The 21765-nt window shown below is 70.9% G+C and carries 16 protein-coding genes; all 16 read right to left on the reverse strand.

Going from position 1 to position 21765, the window contains the following annotated elements; translation table 11 throughout:
- The 16 genes from FK498_RS01895 to FK498_RS01970 all read right to left on the reverse strand — a co-directional run bounded on the left by FK498_RS01895 (position 1) and on the right by FK498_RS01970 (position 21717).
- Entirely contained in the window at positions 1–2382 is a 2382-nt protein-coding gene (locus FK498_RS01895) for a xanthine dehydrogenase family protein molybdopterin-binding subunit (RefSeq protein WP_141851120.1), read from the reverse strand.
- Positions 2383–2473: 91 nt separating this feature from the next.
- Positions 2474–2977: a (2Fe-2S)-binding protein gene (locus tag FK498_RS01900; protein ID WP_141851121.1), complete on the reverse strand. Its 504-nt coding sequence runs from the start codon at positions 2975–2977 to the stop codon at positions 2474–2476.
- Between the two features lie 92 nt (positions 2978–3069).
- Positions 3070–4095: an ABC transporter ATP-binding protein gene (locus FK498_RS01905; RefSeq protein ID WP_141851122.1), complete on the reverse strand. Its 1026-nt coding sequence runs from the start codon at positions 4093–4095 to the stop codon at positions 3070–3072.
- Positions 4092–5090: an ABC transporter ATP-binding protein gene (locus FK498_RS01910; protein ID WP_141851123.1), complete on the reverse strand. Its 999-nt coding sequence runs from the start codon at positions 5088–5090 to the stop codon at positions 4092–4094. The genes FK498_RS01905 and FK498_RS01910 overlap by 4 nt, the downstream gene beginning before the upstream one ends.
- Before the next feature lie 12 nt (positions 5091–5102).
- Entirely contained in the window at positions 5103–6002 is a 900-nt protein-coding gene (locus FK498_RS01915) for an ABC transporter permease (protein ID WP_141851124.1), read from the reverse strand.
- On the reverse strand, positions 5999–6940 hold the full coding sequence (locus FK498_RS01920; RefSeq protein WP_141851125.1) for an ABC transporter permease: 942 nt from the start codon (positions 6938–6940) through the stop codon (positions 5999–6001). The genes FK498_RS01915 and FK498_RS01920 overlap by 4 nt, the downstream gene beginning before the upstream one ends.
- A gap of 24 nt (positions 6941–6964) precedes the next feature.
- Positions 6965–8560, reverse strand: a complete 1596-nt coding sequence (locus FK498_RS01925) for an ABC transporter substrate-binding protein (RefSeq protein WP_141851126.1) — start codon at positions 8558–8560, stop codon at positions 6965–6967.
- 33 nt (positions 8561–8593) lie between these two features.
- Entirely contained in the window at positions 8594–10174 is a 1581-nt protein-coding gene (locus FK498_RS01930; RefSeq protein WP_237560801.1) for an ABC transporter substrate-binding protein, read from the reverse strand.
- Positions 10175–10202: 28 nt separating this feature from the next.
- Positions 10203–11798, reverse strand: a complete 1596-nt coding sequence (locus tag FK498_RS01935) for an ABC transporter substrate-binding protein (protein WP_141851127.1) — start codon at positions 11796–11798, stop codon at positions 10203–10205.
- Between the two features lie 169 nt (positions 11799–11967).
- Complete coding sequence (locus FK498_RS01940) at positions 11968–13554, reverse strand: ABC transporter substrate-binding protein (RefSeq protein WP_141851128.1); 1587 nt, start codon at positions 13552–13554, stop codon at positions 11968–11970.
- 72 nt (positions 13555–13626) lie between these two features.
- On the reverse strand, positions 13627–15204 hold the full coding sequence (locus tag FK498_RS01945) for an ABC transporter substrate-binding protein (protein ID WP_202614706.1): 1578 nt from the start codon (positions 15202–15204) through the stop codon (positions 13627–13629).
- Positions 15205–15285: 81 nt separating this feature from the next.
- Positions 15286–16875 carry an ABC transporter substrate-binding protein gene (locus FK498_RS01950; protein WP_141851129.1) on the reverse strand — a complete coding sequence of 530 codons (1590 nt, stop codon included), beginning with the start codon at positions 16873–16875 and terminating at the stop codon, positions 15286–15288.
- A gap of 3 nt (positions 16876–16878) precedes the next feature.
- Positions 16879–18462 (reverse strand): ABC transporter substrate-binding protein, encoded by a 1584-nt coding sequence (locus FK498_RS01955; protein ID WP_141851130.1) that lies wholly within the window; start codon positions 18460–18462, stop codon positions 16879–16881.
- Positions 18463–18544: 82 nt separating this feature from the next.
- Positions 18545–20086, reverse strand: a complete 1542-nt coding sequence (locus FK498_RS01960; protein ID WP_202614707.1) for an aldehyde dehydrogenase family protein — start codon at positions 20084–20086, stop codon at positions 18545–18547.
- Positions 20079–20942 (reverse strand): NAD(P)-dependent oxidoreductase, encoded by an 864-nt coding sequence (locus FK498_RS01965; RefSeq protein ID WP_141851131.1) that lies wholly within the window; start codon positions 20940–20942, stop codon positions 20079–20081. Before FK498_RS01965 ends, FK498_RS01960 begins: the two co-directional genes overlap by 8 nt.
- 16 nt (positions 20943–20958) lie before the next feature.
- The gene (locus FK498_RS01970) at positions 20959–21717 is read right to left on the reverse strand and encodes an SDR family NAD(P)-dependent oxidoreductase (protein WP_141851132.1); all 759 of its coding nucleotides are present in this window, start codon (positions 21715–21717) and stop codon (positions 20959–20961) included.
- Positions 21718–21765: the final 48 nt, after the last annotated feature.

Here is a 21765-nt window from a genome sequence, read left to right on the forward strand (position 1 = left end):
TCACTCGGCCGCCATGCGGGGCCGATTGGCGTTGATGATCTGCCAGAGCCTGTGCGGTGTCGCCGGCATGTCGAGGTGGCGCACGCCGTAGTCCTTCAGCGCATCGACCACCGCGCCGATCACCGCCGGAGGCGAGCCGATCGCGCCCACCTCGCCGCAGCCCTTGACGCCGAGCGGATTGTGGGTGCAGAGCGTGATCGCGGTGCCGACCGTGATGTTCGGCAGGTCGTCGGCGCGCGGCATGGTGTAGTCCATCATGCTGCCCGAGAGCAGCTGGCCGTCGGCATCGTAGACGCAGGTCTCGAGCAGCGCCTGGCCGATCCCCTGCGCGACACCGCCCTGGATCTGCCCCTCGACGATCATCGGGTTGATCACGCGGCCGACATCGTCCACGGCGGTGAAGTTCACGACCTCGACCACACCGGTATCGGGATCGATCTCCACCTCGCAGATGTGGCAGCCGCCCGGATAGGTGAAGTTCTTCGGATCGTAGAACGCCGTCTCCTCCAGACCGGGCTCAAGCTCCTCGATCGGGTAGTTGTGCGGCACGTAGGCCGCGAGGCTCACTTCAGCGAGCGTCTTGGCGCGGTCGGTGCCGGCGACCTGGAACTTGCCGTCCTTGAACTCAATGTCGTCGGCAGAGGCTTCCAGCAGATGAGCCGCGATGCGCTTGCCCTTGGCGATGATCTTCTCGGCCGCCTTCACCATCGCCGACCCGCCCACCGCGATCGAGCGGGACCCGTAGGTTCCCATGCCGAACGGGATCCGGGCGGTGTCGCCGTGCACGATCTCGACCTGGCTCATCGGCACGCCGAACTGGTCGGCGATGAGCTGGGCGAAGGTGGTCTCGTGGCCCTGGCCGTGACTGTGCGTGCCGGTGAACACGGTGATGCTGCCGGTCGGATTGACGCGGATGTTCGCGACCTCGTAGAGCCCCGCACGTGCACCGAGCGAGCCCACCACCGCCGAGGGCGCGATGCCGCACGCCTCGATATAGGTCGAGATGCCGATCCCCCGCAGCTTGCCGCGCCTCTTGGCCTCCGCCCGGCGCGCCTCGAACCCGGCCCAGTCGGCGGCCTTCAGGCAGGCGTCCAGGGTCGCGGTGTAGTCGCCGCTGTCGTACTGCAGCGCGACCGGGGTCTGGTAGGGGAAGGCGCTCGCGGGGATGAAGTTGCGGCGGCGGATCTCAACCCGGTCCATGCCCATCTCGAGGGCACAGATGTCGACCAGGCGCTCGAGCAGGAAGGTGGCCTCCGGCCGCCCCGCGCCGCGATACGCATCCACCGGCACCGAGTTGGTGAACACCGCCTTCACCTCGGCGTAGATCGCGGGCGTCGTGTACACGCCGGCCAGCAGCGTGGCGTAGAGATAGGTCGGCACGCAGGGCGCGAAGGTGGAGAGATAGGCGCCCATGTTGGCCTGGGTGCGCACGCGCAGGGCCAGGAACCTGCCGTCCCGGTCCAGCGCCATCTCGGCGACCGTGACGTGATCGCGCCCATGCGCGTCCGACATGAAGCTCTCGGCGCGGTCGGCCGTCCACTTCACCGGGCGCTTCAGCTTGCCCGCGGCCCAGGTGACGATCGCCTCCTCAGCGTAATGATAGATCTTGGAGCCGAACCCTCCGCCGACATCCGGGGCGACCACGCGGAGCTTGTGCTCCGGGATGTGCAGCACGAAGGCGCCCATCAGCAGGCGGATCACGTGCGGGTTCTGGCTCGTGGTGTAGAGCGTGTACTCGCCCGACATCGGGTCGAACTCGCCGACCGCGGCGCGCGGCTCCATCGCGTTCGGGATCAGGCGGTTGTTGACGAGTTCGAGCCTCGCCACCTTGTGCGCCTTGGCGAAGGCGGCATCGACGGCGTCCTTGTCGCCGAGATGCCAGTCGTAGCAGATATTGCCGGCGACCCCGTCATGCACCAGCGGTGCACCCGGCTTCTGTGCCGCCTCGAGCGTCGGCACGGCGGGCAGCACCTCGTAGTCGACGCTGATGAGTTCGGCGGCGTCGCGCGCGCGGCTCCTGGTCTCGGCGATCACCACGGCGACCGGATCGCCGACATGGCGCACCTTGCCGACCGCCAGCACCGGGTGCGGCGGCTCGGCCATCGGCGTGCCGTCCTTGTTCTTCACCTGCCAGCCGCAGGGCAGGCCGCCGACGCCGTCCGCCGCCATCTCATCGCCGGTGAACACCGCGGCGACGCCCGGCGCTGCCTTGGCTGCCGCCGTATCGATGCCCCTGATCCGTGCGTGCGCGTGCGGGCTGCGCAGGATCACCGCGTAGAGCTGGCCTGGGCGGTTGATGTCGTCGGTGTATGTGCCCCGCCCGGAGACGAACCGCAGATCCTCGCGCCGCCTCACGCTTGCGCCGATGCCCTCGAACCCCATCTGAACGCTCCTGTCGTCCCTGTCGCGTCGCTGCCTCGAGCGCCGCCTTCCGTCGGTTCTTGGCGCGCCTCCGGGCGCGCGGGCGCGCGATCTACTCGGCCGCGCGCGGGAGCTCCTTCACCTTCCCGTGCATCACCTGCTGCGCGGCCGCGATCGCGCGGACGATGTTGTGGTAGCCGGTGCAGCGGCAGAGATTGCCCTCGAGCCCCTCGCGGATCTCCCGGTCGGAGAGGCCCTGGGGATTGCGCTGCACCAGGTCGATCGCGCTCATCACCATCCCCGGCGTGCAGAAGCCGCACTGCAGCGCGTGGTACTCGCGGAACGCCTCCTGCATCGGATGCAGCGTGCCGTCGGGCGCGGCGAGCCCCTCGATGGTGACGACCTCCGCCCCCTCGCACTGCACCGCGAGCATGGTGCAGGACTTCACCGAGGCGCCGTTCACGTGCACGACACAGGCGCCGCACTGGCTGGTGTCGCAGCCGACATGCGTGCCGGTCAGCCGCAGGTGCTCACGCAGCAGCTCGACCAGCAGCGTCCGATTCTCCACCTCCGCGCTGGCAGGCTTGCCGTTCACGGTCAGCGAGACCTTGGGCATCCGACGTCTCCCCTCTGTCGCGAAAGAGCCCGCGCGGCTGCACGGGCCCGGTCCGTTCCTGCCGCAAGTCTCGCCAGCCGCACGGCCCGCCGTCAAGCGGCGCGGGCGACCGGCTGCGCGGCGGGATCGTGCAGGTGGCAGGCGGCGACCTGGCCCGGTGCCACCGTGCGCAGCGCCGGCTCCTCGACCTTGCAGCGGTCGAAGGCGTGCGGGCAGCGGGTGTGGAAGCGGCAGCCCGAGGGGGGGCGGATCGGGCTCGGCACGTCGCCCGTGAGGATGATCCGGTTGCGCCTGGTGGTCGGATCGGGCACCGGCACCGCCGAGAGCAGCGCCTCCGTGTAGGGATGCTTGGGCGCGGCAAACAGCGTGCGCTTGTCGGCGATCTCGACGATCTTGCCGAGATACATCACCGCGACGCGATGGGTGATGTGCTCGACGATCGCGAGGTCGTGGCTGATGAACAGCAGGCTGAGGCCCAGCTCGTCCTGCAGGTCGGAGAGCAGGTTGACGATCTGCGCCTTCACCGAGACGTCGAGTGCTGAGACCGCCTCGTCGCAGATGATCAGATCCGCACCCGGGGCGAGCGCGCGGGCGATGCCGATGCGCTGGCGCTGGCCGCCCGAGAACTCGTGCGGGTAGCGGTTCACCGCGTCGCGCGGCAGCCGCACCTTGTCCATCAGGTCGGCGATCCGGTCGTCGAGCTCCGAGGCGCTGCTGGCGAGCCCGAAATTGGTGATCGGCTCGGCCAGGATCTCGCGCACCTTCAGGCGCGGGTTGAGCGACGAGAACGGGTCCTGGAACACGACCTGCATGCGCCGGCGCAGCGGGCGCAGGCGGCGCAAGGGAATGTCGTCGATCCGCTGGCCGTCGAGCCAGACTTCGCCTGCCGTGGGCTCAAGCAGGCGCAGCACGGTGCGCCCGACGGTCGACTTGCCGCAGCCCGATTCGCCCACCAGCGACAGCGTCTCGCCGCGCCTGATCGCGAACGACACGCCATCGACGGCATAGACGTAGCCCGAGATGCCGGCGAAGAAGCCGGTGCGGATCGGGAAGTGCTTCTTGAGGTCCTTGACCTCGAGCAGCGGACGGTCGGTCCGGGCGGCGGGAGGGGCAGTCATGCGGCGATCGCCTCGCGCGGTGCGTGATGGCAGGCGACGAGATGCCCGGGAGCCTTCGCCTCGACCGCCGGCGCGACCTTGCGGCAGAGTTCGGTGACGTTCGGGCAGCGGCTGGCGAAGGCGCAGCCCTCGATCGGTCTCTTCAGGTTCGGCACCATCCCGGGGATCTCCGAGAGCCGGGTGCGTCCCCTCCCCTCGAGCGATGAGCCGAGCTTCGGCACCGCGCCGAGCAGGCCCTGGGTGTAGGGGTGGCGCGGGGTGGCGAACAGGTCGCGCGCCCGCGCCTCCTCGACCTTGCGCCCGGCATACATCACGACGATCCGCTCGGCCATCTCGGCGACCACGCCGAGATCGTGCGTGATCAGCAGGATCGCCGCCCCCACCTTCTTCTTGAGCTCGAGCATCAGGTCGAGGATCTGCGCCTGGATCGTCACGTCGAGCGCCGTGGTCGGCTCGTCGGCGATCAGGAGCTGCGGGTTGCAGGCGAGCGCCATCGCGATCATCACGCGCTGGCGCATCCCGCCCGAGAGCTGGTGCGGATACTCCTTCACGCGCCGGCGCGCCTCGGGGATGTGCACGAGCTCGAGCATCTCGATCGCGCGCGCCTCGGCCGCCTTGTCGTCCATCCCCTGGTGCAGCTTCAGGGTCTCGCCGATCTGCCGCCCGACGGTCAGCACCGGATTGAGCGACGTCATCGGCTCCTGGAAGATCATGCTGATCTCGTTGCCGCGGATCGCGCGCATCTCCTTCTCGGTCAGCTTCAGGAGGTCGCGGTCCTTGAAGCGGACCGAGCCGGTGATCTTCCCCGGCGGCTCCTGGATAAGCCGCATGATCGACATCGAGGTGACCGACTTACCGCAGCCGGACTCGCCGACCACCGCGAGGGTCTCGCCGGCATCGATGTGGAAGGAGACGCCATCGACCGCCCGCACCGTCCCGTCGACGGTGCGGAAATGGGTGCGCAGGTCCTCGATCTCGAGCAGACGCTCGGCCATCGCCTTCTCCCCTCAGATGCGCTTCGCGAGGCGCGGGTCGAGCGCGTCGCGCAGCCCGTCGCCAAGCAGGTTCACCGCCAGCACGGTGAGCGACAGGAACAGCGCCGGGAAGAACACGATGTAGGGCGCCACCTGCCAGAGCGCCCGCCCCTCGGCCATGATGTTGCCCCAGGACGGGATGATCGGCGGCGTGCCGGCGCCGATGAAGGACAGGATCGCCTCGATGATCATGGCCGAGGCGCAGATATAGGTCGCCTGCACGGTCAGCGGTGCCAGCGTGTTCGGCAGGATGTGGCGCAGGATGATGCGCGGGGTCGTCGTGCCGGCGGCGATCGCCGCCTCGACGAAGGGCTGCTCGCGCAAGGACAGCACCACGCTGCGCACCAGCCGCGAGACGCGCGGGATCTCGGCGATCGTGATGGCGATGATCACGTTCTGCACCGAACCGCGCGTGGCCGCCATCAGCGCGATCGCGAGCAGGATGGGCGGGATCGACATCAGTCCGTCCATGATGCGCATGATCACGCCGTCGGCCATCCGGATGAAGCCCGACACCAGCCCGACCACCAGGCCGAGGAGCGAGGACAGGACCGCCACCGCGAAGCCGACGATCAGCGAGACGCGCGTGCCGTAGATCACGCGCGTATAGACGTCGCGGCCGAGCATGTCGGTGCCGAACCAGTACTCCGCCGAGGGATGGCGCACCCGCCGCGCCGGTGCGAGCGCCTGCGGGTCGACCGAGGAGAGCAGCGGCGCGGTGATCGCGATCACGATCATCGTGACGAGCAGCGCCCCGCCGAGCACGATCGAGGGGTGGCGGCGGATGAAGGTGCGGATGCGCCCGCGCGGCGTCTCGGGCGCGAAGATCTCGACCTGGGCGGGCGCGGCCGCGATGGCGGTGTCGGGACTCAATAGCGGATCCTCGGGTCGAACACGGTGTAGAGCAGGTCGATCAGCAGGTTCACCAGCACATAGACGAAGCTGAACAGCAGCACGACCCCCTGGATCACCGGATAGTCGCGCCGCAGGATCGCATCGACCGTCAGGCGGCCGAGGCCCGGGATGGCGAACACGCTCTCGGTCACGACCGCGCCGCCGATCAGGAGCGCGATGCCGATGCCGACCACCGTGCTGATCGGCACCGCGGCGTTCTTCAGGGCGTGCAGGAACAGGACGTCGCGCGTGCCCAGCCCCTTCGCCTTGGCCGTGCGGATGTAGTCCTGCGCCAGCACCTCGAGCATCGTCGCGCGCGTGATGCGCGCGATCAGCGCGATGTAGACCGAGCCGAGGGCGATCGAGGGCAGCACGAGGTTCTCAACGAAGGGACCGAAACCCTGCGCGATCGGCGTGTAGCCCTGCACCGGCAGCCAGTCGAGTTCGAGCGCGAAGATGTAGGCGAGCAGGTAGCCGACCACGAAGACCGGAACCGAGAAGCCGAACACGGCGAAGATCATCACCCCGCGGTCGATCCAGCTTCCCGCCTTCCAGGCCGCGATCACGCCGAGCGGCACGGCGATGGCGACGGACAGCACGATGGTGAAGACCATCAGCGCGACTGTCGGCTCGATGCGCTGGGCGATCATGTGGCTGACCGGCAGGTTGGTGAAGATCGAGGTGCCGAGGTCGAAATGCAGGAGCCGCCAGAGGAACTCGGCGAACTGCACGAAGAAGGGCCGGTCGAGGCCGAGCGCGGCGCGGATGCGCTCGACATCCTCGGGGGTCGCCTGATCGCCTGCGATCACCGCCGCCGGATCCCCCGGCGAGAGGATCAGCATGGAGAACACGACGAAGGCGACCACCAGCATCACCGGAATGGTGGAGAGGATCCGCCGCGCGACATAGGCCAGCATCGTTGATCGAGAGCTCCCCGCCCCTTATGCCTTCGTGACACCCCAGAACAGCGGCAGCGGCGCCCTGACGATCCCGCCGACCGTCCGGCGCCATGCCTGATAGGCCATGAACAGTCCCGTCGGTACCCAGGTCATGAACGCCATCGAGGCCCGGTTCAGCGCCGCGACCGCCGCCTTCTCCTCGGCCGGCGTGGTCGCCGCGAACCAGACCCCGCGCAGCCGCTCGATCTCCGGATCGCTCGGCCAGCCGAACCAGGCGTCATCCCCGTTGGTCCGGATCGCGGTGTAGCCCGCCGGGCTCGCGCAGTCCACGCCGGCGTGCCAGGTGTGGAAGATGTTCCATCCCCCCTCGGCGGGTGGAGCCTTGACCGCGCGCCGGCGCGCCACCGTGCCCCAGTCAGTCGCGACGTAGTCCACCACGCAGCCGAGCTGCCGCAGCAGCCGGTGCGTCACCTGCCCCATCGCCTTCAGCGGCCCGACATCCTCGGCCACCAGCAGCGTGATCGGCCGTCCATCGTAGCCGCTCTGCGCGAGCAGGGCGCGGGCCCCCTCGAGGTCGCGCGGACCGGAGAGGATCTCGCCCCCCGCATCGGAATAGAGCGGCGTGTCCGGGGTGAAGAAGGACGGCGCCCGGCGCCACAGCACGTCGTCGTCGCCGACCACGGCGCGCATGTAGTCGGCCTGGTCCACCACCATCGCGACCGCGCGGCGGGCGCGCACGTCGTTGAACGGCGGATGAAGGTGGTTGAAGCGCAGGCTGCCGATATTGCCCATCGGGTCGGCGATGTCGATCGCGATCTGCCGGTCCCGCCGCAGCACCGGCGCATGATCGGGCGCGACCTGCTCCCACCAGTCGATCTCGCCCGCTTGCAGGGCGGCGACCGCCGCGGCAGGGTCCGTGCGGACGATCCACTCGATGCGGTCGACGGCGATGCGCTTCCCGCCCGCGGTCCAGTCGGGCGGCTCGTCGCGCGGCTGGTAGCCGTCGAACCGCTCGAACAGCGCGCGCGCGGCGGGATCCCATTCGTCCTTGCGGAACCGCATCGGGCCGGAGCCGACCGCCTCGTCGATCTGCACGAAGGGATCGGTGCGCGCGATCCGCTCGGGCATGATGAAGGCGCAGGGCGCGCCGATCGAGCCGAGCGCCAGCAGGAGCCGCGGGAACGGGGCGGCAAGCACGAGCCGGATCGTGCGGTCGTCCGGCGCGCTGAGCTCCGTGCGCAGCGCGCGGATCGACTGCCCCATCGGGTCGCGCACCATCCAGCGCTCCAGGCTCGCGACCACGTCCGTGCCGCGTACCGGCTCGCCATCGTGGAACCTGAGCCCGGGCCGGAGCCGGATCGTCCAGACGCGGCCGTCGTCCGACCGCTCGTGCCCCTCGGCCATCTGGGGCTTCGGCTCGAGCCTGCTGTCGATGCCGTAGAGCGTGTCCCAGACCAGCATCGCCGCATTGCGCACGACATACTGCGTGCCCCAGATCGGGTCGAGATTCGCAAGCGGCGCGTGGGGGATGAAGCGGAGCGTGCGCGCGTCCGCCTGCGCGCGGACTGCGGGCGCGGCGAGCGCGCCCGCGGCCAGCGCCGCCGCGCCGAGCCCGACGGCGCCGCGCCGTCCGATCATCAGGTTGCGATCGCGCTCCGTCCTGCCCTCCCCTCAGGCCGATTTGCCCATGTTGTAGAACAGCACCACGGGGCTCCTCAGCACGCCGGTGACGTTGCTGCGCCAGGCCGAGGGCGAGAGGAAGTGGCCGAGCGGCACATGCGGCACGACCTGGAAGGCCTCGACCTGGATCGCGGTGGCGATCCGCTTCTGCTCGGCGAGGTTCGGTGCGTCGAACCACTGCTCGCGCAGCGCCTCGATCTTCTCGCTGGTCGGCCAGCCGAACCAGGCGTTCGGGCCGTTGGTGCGCATCCCGACCGCGGCCGCCGGATCCATCCAGTCGGGCCCCGCCCAGGTGGTGTGGAAGACGTTCCAGCCGCCGCGCTCGATCGGCTCGCGGCTGGCGCGCCGCTGCACCACCGTGCCCCAGTCGGCGGCGACGAAATCGAGGTTCATGCCGAGGCGGCGCAGCAGATCGGCAGTGACCAGGCTCTGCGCCGCGATCGTGGGGAAGTCGCTCGCATGCAATTGGACGACCCGCTCGCCCCTGTAGCCCGCCTTCGCCAGCGCCTCCTTGGCCCTCTCGACGCTGCGCACCTTCAGCGCGTCCGCGCCCGCCTCGGTGTGCATCGGTCCGCCGAGCGTCCAGTAGCTGTAGGAGGCGTTGAACATCTCCGGATGGTCGCCGACCACCGCCTTGAGGTAGTCCTCCTGGTTGATCGCGAGCAGCAGGGCGCGGCGGATCTCGGGGTTGTCGAAGGGCGGATGCAGGTGGTTCAGCCGCAGCATTCCGACGGTGCCGATCGTGTCGCGGTTCTCGACGATGATGTTGCGGTTGCGACGCAGCACGGGCAGGAGGTCGTGCAGCGGGATCTCCCAGAAATCCACCTCGCCAGACTGCAGCGCCGCGCCTGCGGTCGCGGGGTCGGAGATGATGTGCCACTCCATCCGCTCAGCATTGGCGCGCTTGGCGCCGGAGGTCCATTCCGGCTCCTCCCGGCGCGGCACGTAGCCTTCGAACCTCGCATAGGCGGCACGCGAGCCCGGCACCCACTCGTCGCGCAGGAAGCGGTAGGGACCGCTGCCGATCCATGACGTGATCTGCTGGTCGGCGCTGGTGCTCGCGACACTCTCCGGCATCACGAAGCAGGGACTGGCATTGGGCTTCGCGAGCGCGGCGAGCAGATGCGAGAAGGGCCGCTTCAGCCTGATGCGGAAGCGCCTGTCGTCAAGCGCCTCGATGCTGTCGTGGCGCTTGGCGACCTCCTGGCCGAACCCGTCGCGCGCCCACCAGCGCCTGATGCTGGCCACGCAGTCGCGCGCCAGCACCGGCTCGCCGTTGTGGAAGCGCTGGCCTTCACGCAGCGTGAAGATGTAGGTCCTGCCGTCATCCTCGATCTGCCAGCCGTCGGCGAGCTGCGGCTTGACCTGGAAGTTCGCGTCCACGCCGAGGATCGTGTCGTAGACGAGATAGCTGTGCGTGCGCGTGATCGTCGCGGTCGTCCAGACGGGGTCGAGGCTGGTGAGGTTCGCCTGCGGCACGATCCGCAGAGTGCGGGTGGCGGTGGCCTGGCCGTGCACCCGCGGTGCCGCGAATGTCGCCGCCGCCGTGGCGATGAATGTCCTGCGCCGCATGCGAACCTCCCCGTCCACGCCCGTCCTGTCAGGACTTCCTCACGTCCCAGAAGAACGGCAATGGCCCCTTCTGGATGCCGGTGATGTTGCGCCGCCAGGCCTGGTAGCCGAGATAGAACCCGGTCGGGACATAGACGACATCGGCCATCGCCGCGGCGTTGATCGCGTCATAGGCCGCCCTCTCCTGCTCCGGCGTGGCGGCGTTCAGCCACTGCTCGACCGCGGCCTCGGTCTTCGCGCTGGTCGGCCAGCCGAACCAGGCGCCGTCGCCGTTGCCGCGGATCGCATTGTAGGACGCGGGCGCGATGCAGTCGGCACCGGCGTGCCAGGTGTGGAAGATGTGCCAGCCGCCCTGGCCGGGCGGCGTCTTCATGGCGCGCCGCTGGCCGACCGTGCCCCAGTCCGTGGCGACGAAATCAACGGTCATGCCGAGCGAGCGCAAGAGCGCGTTCGTCACCTCGCCCATCGCCTTGAGCGGCGCCTGATCCTGCGCCACCAGCACGGTGATCGGCTGGCCGTCATAGCCGCTCTCCCTGAGCAGTCGCTTCGCCCCCTCGATGTCGCGCGGCCCCTTCAGCACCTCGCCGCCCGCCTCCGTGTAGGCCGGTGTGCCGGGCGTGAAGAACGACGGCAGGCGCCGCCACAGCGCATCGTCGGAACCGACGATCGCGCGCATGTAGTCCTCCTGGTTCAGCGCCATCTGGATCGCGCGGCGCGCGCGCACGTCGTTGAACGGCGGATGGAGATGGTTGAGCCGGAAACTGCCGATGTTGCCGAGCGGATCGGCGATGTCGACCATGACGTTCCGGTTGCGCTTCAGGATCGGCACGAGGTCGGGCAGCGGTGTCTCCCACCAGTCGATCTCGCCGTTCTGCAGCGCCGCCGCCGCGGTCGCCGGATCGGGCAGGATGTGCCACTCGATCCGATCGAAATGGATCCGCTTGCCGCCCGACAGCCAGTCGGCCGGCTCTTCGCGCGCGACGTAGCCCGCGAAGCGCTCGAACACCGCGCGCGAACCGGGCACCCACTCGTCGCGCTTGAAGCGCATGGGGCCCGAGCCGACGATCTCGGTGATCTGCTGGAACGGATCGGTCCGGGCGATCCGCTCCGGCATGATGAAGGACATCGGCGTGTTGTTCTTGCCGAGGGCGAACACCATCTTCGGAAACGGCTTGTTCAGGCGGTAGCGGAAGGTGCGATCATCCACCGCCTCGAGCGCGTCCATGCGCGCCCGGATCAGCTGGCCCATGGGATCGCGGGGCATCCAGCGCAACAGGCTCTGCACCACGTCCGTGGCGCGCACCGGCTCGCCGTCGTGGAACTTCAGCCCCTCCCGCAGGCGGAAGGTCCAGATCTTGAACTCGGCGTCGTGCTCCTCCCCCTCGACCATCTGCCGCTTCGGCGCGAGCTTGCTGTCCACGCCGTAGAGCGTGTCCCAAACCAGCGCCGCGGCGTTGCGCACCACGTACTGCGTGCCCCAGATCGGGTCGAAGTTGGCGAGGTTGGCCTGCGGCGCGAAGCGCAGGACGCGCGCCGCCCCCTGTGCCAGGGCCGGCCTGGCAAGCCCGCTGGCCGCCGCAGCCGTCGCCCCGGCTGCCGCTCCAAGGAATGTCCGTCGCTTCATTCGGTCCCTCCGCTCTCCCTGCGGTTGTCCGGGACCGGCGTTCCCCTGCGCACGCGGTCCGCGACGCTCTGCCGCTTCGGTTCGCGTGTGCCTCCGCAGCTTGCCGTGCAGCCTAGCGTCCGCGCGGGCGGCCGCAAGAGGGTAGCGCCGCGCCGCCCCCCGCGACCGATCACGCCTTGCGGATGTTCCAGAACACCGGGACCCCCTTCAGCATCCCCTGCACGTTGCGCCTGAGCGCCGTGAACTGGATGTACTCGCCGAGCGGCAGGTAGGGCACCTCCTGGAAGGCGAGCGCCTGCATCTCGGCCGCGATCCGCTTCTGCGCGGCGAGATCGGGCGCGTCGAACCAGGCCTCGCGCAGCTCCTCCAGGCGCGCGCTGGTCGGCCAGCCGACCCAGCCCTGCGTGCCGTTGCCGCGCAGCGGCAGGTGGCCGGAGGGATCGAGGAAGTCGTAGCCGCCGAAGGCAGTGCAGAGCACGCTCCAGCCGCCGCGCTCCACCGGCTCGCGGCTGTTGCGCCGCTGCACGACGGTGCCCCAGTCCATCGCCTGGAAGTCGACATTCAGCTCGAGGCGGCGCAGCAGGTCGTGGGTCACCTCGGACAGCGCCTTGGGGGCGTTGATGTCGGTGGGTCCAAGGATGACGATCCGCTCGCCGTTGTAGCCCGAGGCCTTGATCGCGGCGCGCGCGGCGGCGAGATCCCCCTTCATCGCCTCCACGCCCGCGCTGGTGGCGAGCGGCGAGACCGAGGCGAAGAAGCCCGTGCCGGTGCGGATGCCGGCCGGATCCGTGCCGTTCACGGCGATCATGAAGTCCATCTGGTTGATCGCCGGGACGATGGCGCGGCGCAGCGCCGCGTTGTCGAACGGCGGCTGGAGGTGGTTGAAGCGCATGATCCCGGCAAGCCCGACCGGATCCTGGGTCGTCACCTCGATCTGCCGGTGCCGGCGCAGAAGTGGCATCAGATCCGGGTTGGGCTGTTCCCACCAGTCGACCTCGCCGGCCTGCAGCGCCGCCCCCGCGGTCGAGGCGTCGGGGATGACGCGCCACTCGACACGGTCGAGATGGACGACCTTCGGCCCCGCCGTCAGGCTCGGGGTGCCGGAGCTGCGCGGCCGGTAGTGCTCGTTGCGCGCGAAGGTCAGCACGCTGCCCGGGACCCACTCGTCCCGGTTGAAGCGGAACGGGCCGGAGCCGACGAACTCCTCGATCTGCTTGAAGGGATCGGTCCTGGCGATCCGCTCCGGCATGATGAACGGCACGTTCGAGGACGGCTTGCCGAGCGCGGTCAGGAGCAGGCTGAAGGGGCGCTTCAGCCGGATCTCGAAGCGCCGGTCGTCGAGCGGCCGCATCTCGTCGAGCAGGGCGGCAAGGCGCTGGCCCATGCTGTCGCGCTTCGACCAGCGCTCGAGCGAGGCGATGCAGTCGGCCGGGCGCACCGGCTCGCCGTCGTGAAAGCGCAGGCCGTCACGCAGCGTGATGATGTAGCGCTTGCCGTCGTCCTCCACCGTGTGGCCCTCGGCCATCTGGGGCTCGACCTCGAGCCGCTCGTTGGTGGCGAACAGGGTGTCGAACACCAGGTAGCCGAAATTGCGCGTCACATAGGCGGTGGTCCAGATCGGATCGAGGCTGCCGGGATTGGCGTGCGGCACCATCCGCAGCACCCGCGCTGCCGCCGGCTGCGCGATCGCCGGCCGCGCGAGCCCCGCCGAGGCTGCCATCGCCGCGGCACCGAGCAGCAGATCGCGACGCTTCATCGTGGTTCTCCCTCCTTCCGGTGCGGCTCGTCGTGCGTCGACTCTGGCGAGGCAGCCCGCCGCCGGCAACCCTCACCCGATCGTCACGCCCCAGAAGAGCGGGATGCCGCCCGGCTGGGCCGCGCCGCGCACGGTGCGGCGATGCGCCATCGGCAGGAAGTACTGGCCGAGCGGGATGTAGGGCACGTCCTGCATCGCCTGGCGCTGGATCTCGGCGGCGAGGCGCTTCTGCTCCTCGTGCGTCGGCGCCTCGAACCAGGCCTCGCGCAGCGCCTCGATCTGCGGACTGTCCGGCCAGCCGATGAAGCCCGCCCTGCCGTTGCCGCGCAGCACCAGATGCCCGGCGGGATTGATGTGGTCGAGCCCCGCCCATGACGAGAAATAGGCGTTCCAGCCGCCGCGGTCGGGCGGCTCGCGCGAGTTGAGCCGGCGCACCACGCTGCCCCAATCCATGGTCTGGTAGTCCACCGTGAGCCCGGCCTTGCGCAGCATGTCGGCGCCGACCTCGCTCATCGCATTCACCGCCGGCACGTCGGTCGCGGCGAGCACGACGACCGGCTCGCCGCGATAACCGCTCTCGGCGACCAGCCGGCGCGCGCGCTCGAGGTCGAAGCGCATCGCCTCGAGCCCGGCATCGGTCGCGAGCGGCGTGCCGGGCGCGAACACGCCGACTCCGGTGCGCCAGAAGCGCGGATCGGCGCCCGCCACCGCCGCGCCGAAATCGGCCTGGTTCACCGCCGGCAGGAGCGCGCGCCGCAGCTTCGCGTTGTCGAAGGGCGGGTGCAGATGGTTCGGCCGGAAGGTGGCGATGAAGCCGAGCGCATCCGGGATCGCCACCACGAGCTCGCGCTCGCGCGCCAGCATCGGATGCAGATCGGCGGTGGTGCGCTCCCACCAGTCCACCTCGCCCGCGCGCAGCGCCGAGGCGGCGGTCGCGGGATCGGGGATGATCCGCCACTCGACGCGATCGATGAGCGGGCGCTTGGGTCCGGCGGTGAACGAGGCCTCGCCCTCGGTGCGCGGGAGGTAGCCCGCGAACCGCTCGTAGACCACGCGCGCGCCGGGGACGAACTCGTCCGCGCGGAACCGGAACGGACCCGAGCCGATCACCTCGGCCTGGCCGAACGGCCTGTGCGGATCGGACGCGGCGATCCGCTCGGGCATCACGAAACAGGCGATGCTGCCCGGCTTGGCGAGCGCGTCGGGCAGCATGGCGAAGGGACGCTTCAGCCGGATCGCGAAGCGGCGGTCGTCGAGGGCGGCGATCTCCTCGGCGAGCGCCGCGACGCGCCCGCCCATCGCGTCGCGCGCCGCCCAGCGGCGGATCGAGGCGACGCAGTCGACGCCGCGCACCGGCTCGCCGTCGTGGAAGCGCAGCCCCTCGCGCAGCGTGAAGATCCAGCGCAGCCCGCCATCCTCGACGCTGTGGCCCGCGACCATCTGCGGCCGGGCGCGGTACTCGCCATCAAGGCCGTAGAGCGTGTCCCACACCAGGAACCCGTGGTTGCGCGTCACGTAGGCGGACGAAGCCACGGGATCGAGCACGGCGAGATTGGCATGCGGCACGAAGCGCAGCGGCCGCGAGCCCTGCGCGATCGCGGGTGCGGCCAGCACCGCAAGCCCCGCCTTCAGAACCGTTCGACGCTCCATGACACTCCGCAGCCCGAATCCGCGCGCGGACCCTGCCCGAGCCGGCGCGGGTCCGCAACAGGCCGGATGGGAACCGAATGGTTACGCGCGGCGGACGTTCAGCGGCAGCACCATGCCCTTGAGCACGCCGGTGAGCGACTTCCGCCAGGCGGAGGAGACGAAGTATTGGCCGACCGGCCAGTAGGGCAGGTCCTGCCAGAACTGGGCCTGGATCTTCCGGCCGATCGCCTTCTGCGCCTCGCCCGTCGGCGCCTCGAACCACTCGTCGCGCAGCGCCTCGAGCGCGGGGCTGTTCGGCCAGCCGAACCAGGCCCCATCGCCATTGGCGCGCAGGAGGAGATGGCCGGCGGGGCTTGCGAAGTCGATCCCGGCGAACAGCGCGATCAGCGCGTTCCACCCGCCCTGGCCCGGCGGCTCCTTGCGCGCGCGGCGCTGCAGGAGTGTGCCCCAGTCCATGGTCGCGTCCTCGACCGTCAGGCCGCACTTGCGCATCATGTCGATCGCGACCTGGGTGAGGTTGAAGTTGTTGACGATGTTGGCGGGGTCGAGGAACACCACCGTCTCGCCCCTGTAGCCGGCCGCAAGCAGGGCGCGCTTCGCCGCCTCGGTGTCGCGCGGGCCGGTCAGCACGCCGATCCCCTCGTCGCTCGCCATCGGCGAGTTCACGGGGAAGCAGCCCACGCCGTCGCGCCAGAGCGTCCGGTCCGGCCCCATGATCGACTGCATGAAGTCGGCCTGGTTGATCGCCGGCAGGAGCGCGCGCCGTTTCGCCGGATCGTCGAACGGCGGATGGAGGTGGTTCGGGCGGAGCGAGGCGACGAGGCCTGAGGTGTCCACCACGTCGACGACCACGTCGCGGTTGCGCTGGAGCACCGGACGGAGGTCGTTCGGCACGGCCGACCACCAGTCGATCTCGCCCGTCTGCAGCGCCGCGGCCGAGGTCGCCGCGTCGGTGATGATGTGCCACTCCATGCGCTCGAAATGCGCGCGCTTCGGCCCCGCGGTCATGCTCGGCGTGCCCTCGCGCGGCACGTAGCGGTCGTAGCGCCGGTAGACGATGCGGCTGCCGACCACCCGCTCCTCGGGCACCAGCCGATAGGGGCCGGAGCCGATCACCTCGGGGATCGCGGTGGCCGAGTCCGTCTGCGCCAGGCGCTCGGGCATGACGAAGCACGGGTAGGAGGACGGCTTGCCGAGAGCGTCGAGCATCGGCCCGAACGGGCGGTTCAGCCGGATCTCGAAGCGGCGATCGTCGAGCGCCCTGATCTCCGCCATCCGATTCGCAAGCGTCTGGCCATGCGCGTCGCGCGTCATCCAGCGCCGGATCGAGGCGACCGCGTCCTTCGCGCGCACAGGCTCACCGTCGTGGAAGGTGGGCCCGCTGCGCAGCGTGAACACCCACCGCTTGCCGTCATCCTCCACGACATGACCCTCGGCGAGCTGCGGCTGCGGCCGCATGGACTCGTCGAGTCCGTAGAGCGTGTCCCACACCATGTGGCCGTGGTCGCGGGTGGGATAGGCGGTCGTCACCATCGGGTCGAGGATGGTGACGTCCGCCTGCGGGATGTACTTCAGCACCCGCGCCGCATCGCCCTGGGCCAGTGCTGGCGCGGCCAGGGATGTGGCCGCGAGTGCAGCGGTTCCCTTCAGGGCGGTGCGGCGACGAAGCATGGGTCAGACTCTCCTCACGTTCCAGAACACGGGAATGCCGAAAGGCTGCATTGCCCCGGCGATCGAGCGACGGTGGCCCAGCGGCTGGAAGAACTGGCCGAGCGGGATGTAGGGGACATCGGCGAACATCTGCTGCTGCATCGCCCCGGCGATGCGCTGCTGGGTCTCGAGGTCAGGCGCCTCGAACCACGCCTGCCGCAGCTCCTCGAGCCGCGCGCTCTCCGCCCAGCCGAACCAGCCCTCCTTGCCGTTGCCACGCAGGGCATGATGCCCGGCGGGGTTGATGTGGTCCAGCCCCGCCCAGTTGGTGCAGAAGATGCTCCACCCTCCCTTGTCCAGGGACTCGCGGCTGGCGCGCCGCTGCACCACCGAGCCCCAGTCCATGGCCTGGTAGTCGACGTTCAGGCCGAGCCGACGCAGCAGGTCCCCCGTCACCTGGCTCAGCGCCTGGAGGGAGGCAATGTCGGTGGTGGCGAGCAGCACGATCCGCTCGCCGCTGTAGCCGCTCTCGGCGATCAGCCGCTTGGCGAGATCCATGTCCTCGGCGAAGGCGTCGAGCCCGGCCTCGGTCGCGAGCGGCGTGCCCGGCGTGAAGGCGCCGACGCGCGTGCGCCAGTACTTCGGATCGGTGCCGGCGACCGCGATCATGTAATCGGCCTGCTTCACCGCGGCGAGCAGACCCTTGCGGAACTTGACGTTGCTGGTCGGCGGATGGAGATGGTTCGGCCGCAGGATCGAGATCAGGCCCAGGGGATCAGGCACGTTGACGACGATCTCGCGGTGCCGCTCGAGGACGGGCCGCAGATCCGCGGTCACGTTCTCCCACCAGTCGATCTCGCCGGACTGGAGTGCAGCGCCGGCGGTGGCGAAATCCGGGATGATGTGCCACTCGACGCGATCGAAGTGCACCACCTTCGGCCCGGCCGTGCCGGAGACCTCGCCGCTCGGGCGCGGCTGGTAGCCGGCGAAGCGCTGGAACACCACCTTGCTGCCCGAGATGTACTCGTCGTGCCTGAAGGTGAACGGCCCGCTGCCGATCAGCTGCTCCGGCTTGATCTGCGTGTAGGCATCGGTGGCGGCGACCCGCTCGGGCATGATGAACAGCACGTTGCTCGGCGGCTTGGCGAGCGCGTCCAGCATCAGGCCGAAGGGACGCTTGAGGCGGATCCGGAAGCGACGGTCGTCAAGCGCGCTCATCTCCTCGGTGAGCTCGGCGAGCCGGGCTCCCATCGCGTCCCTCTTGGTCCAGCGCAGGATCGAGGCGACGCAGTCGCGCGCCCGCACGGGCTCGCCGTCGTGGAAGCGGAGCCCCTCGCGCAGGGTGAAGGTCCAGAGCGTGTCGTCGTCCTCGAGCGTGTGGCCCTCGACCATCTGCGGCTGGGGCCGGTAGCGCTCGTCGAGGCCGTAGAGCGTATCCCAGATCAGGAACCCCGCGTTGCGCGTGATGTAGGCCGTGGTCCAGACCGGATCGACCACGGTCAGGTTCGCATGCGGGATGAACTTGAGGGTGCGGGCGGCCTGCCCCTGCACCAATGCCGGCGCCGCAACTGTTGCGGCCGCCGCGCCGAGGAAGGTGCGTCGCTTCATGTCCCTGTCTCCCATCGCCCTGTTGCGGGTCTGGGCGGGAGCATGACGCCTTCGTGACGGCGCTGTCCACACACTCCTGCGGTCAGCCCTTCGGCGCGCCGTGGCCGAAGGCGATCGGGGGCGGATCGGCGGTCTCGACCCATACCGCCTTGGTGCGCGTATACGCGAACAGCGCCTCGATGCCCGAGGATCGCCCGTGCCCCGAGGCGCCGAAGCCGCCGAACGGCACCGAGACGTGGATCGTGCGGTAGCCGTTCACCCAGAACGTGCCTGCCCGCACGCCCGCGGCGACGCGGTTTGCGCGGCCGACATCGCGGGTCCACACGGCGCCTGCGAGGCCGAAGCGGGTGTCGTTGGCGAGCCGGATCGCCTCGGCCTCGCCCTCGAACGGGATCGCGGCGAGCACCGGACCGAACACCTCCTCCTGGGCGATCGCGGCCGACGGAGCGACACCGGCGAGCAGGGTCGGTGCGAGCCAGAACCCGCCCGCGGGAACCCCCTCCGGCGCAGCACCGCCGGTCGCGAGCACCGCCCCCGAGGCCACGCCCGCGGCGACCATCGCCGTCACCTTGGCGTGCTGGCGGGCATTGGCGATCGGCCCCATCTCCGTCGCCGGGTCGAGCGGCGGGCCGAGCCGGATGCGCTTCGCCCCCTCGGCCACCGCGGCGACGAACCGGTCGTGGATCGATCGCTCCACCAGCAGCCGCGAGCCCGCCACACAGGACTGGCCGCAGCCGGCGAAGATCGCCGCCTGGGCGCCGCGCACCGCGGCGTCGAGATCGGCGTCGGCGAACACGATGTTGGCGCTCTTGCCGCCGAGCTCCAGCACGGCGGGGATGCCGCGCCGCGCGGCCGCCGCGCCGATCAGCGCGCCCGCCTCGGGCGAGCCGACGAAGGTCACCATGTCCACGCGCCGATCGGCGAGCAGTGCGGCCCCCGTGCTCGGCCCGTAGCCCGGCACCACCGAGACCACGCCGCGCGGTACCCCCGCCTCCTCCGCGAGCTTCCCGAACGCCAGGCTGGTCAGCGGCGTCAGCTCCGAGGGCTTCAGGATGCAGGCGTTCCCGGCGGCGAGGATCGGCGCGACGTTCCAGCCGGCCGTGAAGAGGGGCGCGTTCCAGGGCGTGATGGCGAGGATCACCCCCTGCGGCTCGTGGCGGACCGTGACGTGGTGGCTGGTCGGCACCGGGATCACCCGCCCCTCGAGCTTGTCGGTCCAGCCGGCCCAGTAGCGCAGCATGTCGGCGACGGCCGCGACCTCGCGGCCGCAGTCGCGCAGCGGCTTGCCGCTGGTCGCCGCCTCCAGCACGGCGAGCGCCTCGGCATGGCGCCCGACCGCCTCGCCCCAGGCCCAGAGCGCCCGGCCGCGTGCCGCCGGCGTCAGCGCGGCCCAGGCGCGGAAGCCCCGCGCCGCCACCTCAGCGGCGTGGGCGGCGACGCGCGGGCCGGCGTCGCGGTACTCCAGGATCGTCGCGCCGGTCGCAGGATCGACCAGCGCCACGGGCTCGCCCTCGCCCGGAACCAGCCCCCCGTCGATCCAGGAGCCGGGCGCGGCATCGCCGAGCAGGGCGACGAAGGCGCGCCGGGTCGCCTCGCGGGCGGACAGCGCCGGCGCGTCATTCATCGCCCGGCTCCGCCTGCCAGAGTTCGGCCGCGACGCGGTTGAAGTCCTCCCCGTCGGGCACCGCACTGTCCTGGAGCCACAGCCGCCCCACCTCCTCCATCAGCGTGCCGCCGCCGCCGACACGGCCGGCCAGGTCGAGCGCGAGACGCAGATCCTTGCGCATCAGCCCGGCAGTGAAGCCGGAGTCGAAGCTGCCCGTCAGGATCCAGCGCGGGAAGTTCACCTCCGTCGCCGCACTGCGCCCCGAGGCACCGTTGATCACCGCCAGCGCAGCCCCGGCCTCCACCCCGGCCCGCCGCGCGAGCCTGAGCGCCTCGGCGGCCGTCAGGAGATGCGCGGCGACGAGCAGGTTGTTCGCGAGCTTCGCCACCGCGCCGGCACCCGACGGGCCGACATGCACGACCTTGGCCGCGATCGCCTCGAGCGCCGGCATGGCGCGCGCCAGCGCCTCGGCCTCGCCGCCGACCATCATGGTGAGCCTGCCCGCGCGTGCCCCCTGCGGCCCGCCCGAGACCGGCGCATCGAGCCAGGCGAGCCCTGTCGCGGAGAAGCCGGGGGCGAGCGCGCGCGGCGTCTCGGGGGCGACCGTGGAGGTGTCCACCACCACGCCGCCGGCCATCATCCCGGCCGCCGGCAGCGTGGCGGCGACCGCGCGCACGGCCGCATCGTCGGGCAGCGACAGGATCACCACCTCGGCGCCGGTGGCGGCATCCTCGGCAACCGCCACCCCGGCCGCTTCCGCCGCCCGGCGCCGCGCCGCATCGCGGTCCCAGCCGCGCACCGCCTCGCCGCGCTCGGCCAGCCGCCCGGCCATCGCGAGGCCCATCGCGCCGAGCCCGATCACCGCCACCTGCATCGCAGACTCCCTTGGCTCAGATGCAGAGCCCGCCATCGACATGCAGCACCTGGCCGGTGATGTAGCTCGCCTCGGGCGACAGCAGGAAGGCGATCGCAGCGGCGACCTCCGCCGGCTCACCCTTGCGGCCGAGCGGGATCTCGGCCTCGGCCGCACTCGACGCGCCGGCGGCGAGCGCGGCATGCGCACCCGCGTCCTTGCGGATGAAGCCCGGGCAGACCGCGTTCGCCGTGACCCCGCGCGGGGCGAGGATGATCGCGAGCGACTTCACCATCGCCTCGACGGCCGCCTTCGCGGCGGCCGAGGCGGGGAACAGCGGCACGCGCGGGCGAAAGGCGTGCGCGACGAAGGAGCTGACCGCGACGATGCGCCCGGCCCTGGCGCCGTCGAGGAGCGGCAGCGCCGCGGTCGCAAGGCCGAAGAAGCCGGCCGCGATCGGCGCGTGCGAGCGGGCGAGCCCGGACTCGTCCAGCTCGCCCCAGGGCGTGCGGTCGGCGAAGCCGGCATTGGCGACCAGCGCGTCGAGTCCGCCGAAGGCGGCCACGGTCCGCGCGACCAGGGCGGCGGACACCCCGGGCTCGCCGAGATCGCCGAGCATGGTCTCGACCGCGGCCCCGGCGGCGCGGGCCTCGGCGGCCACCCGGGCGAGCGCGGCCTCGCTGCGGCGCGTGTGCAAGGCGAGCGCCACACCGGGCGCAGCCAGCTTCCGCGCCGTCGCGGCACCGATCCCGGTTGCGGCGCCGGTGATCAGGATGGTTCTCGGCCTCGCGTTCATGCTTCGCATGGTAGGGACGTTGCGGCGTCCGCAACAGCCGGGCAGTCT

The sequence above is a fragment of the Elioraea sp. Yellowstone genome (assembly GCF_006704265.1).
In the GTDB taxonomy this organism is placed as follows: domain Bacteria; phylum Pseudomonadota; class Alphaproteobacteria; order Acetobacterales; family Acetobacteraceae; genus Elioraea.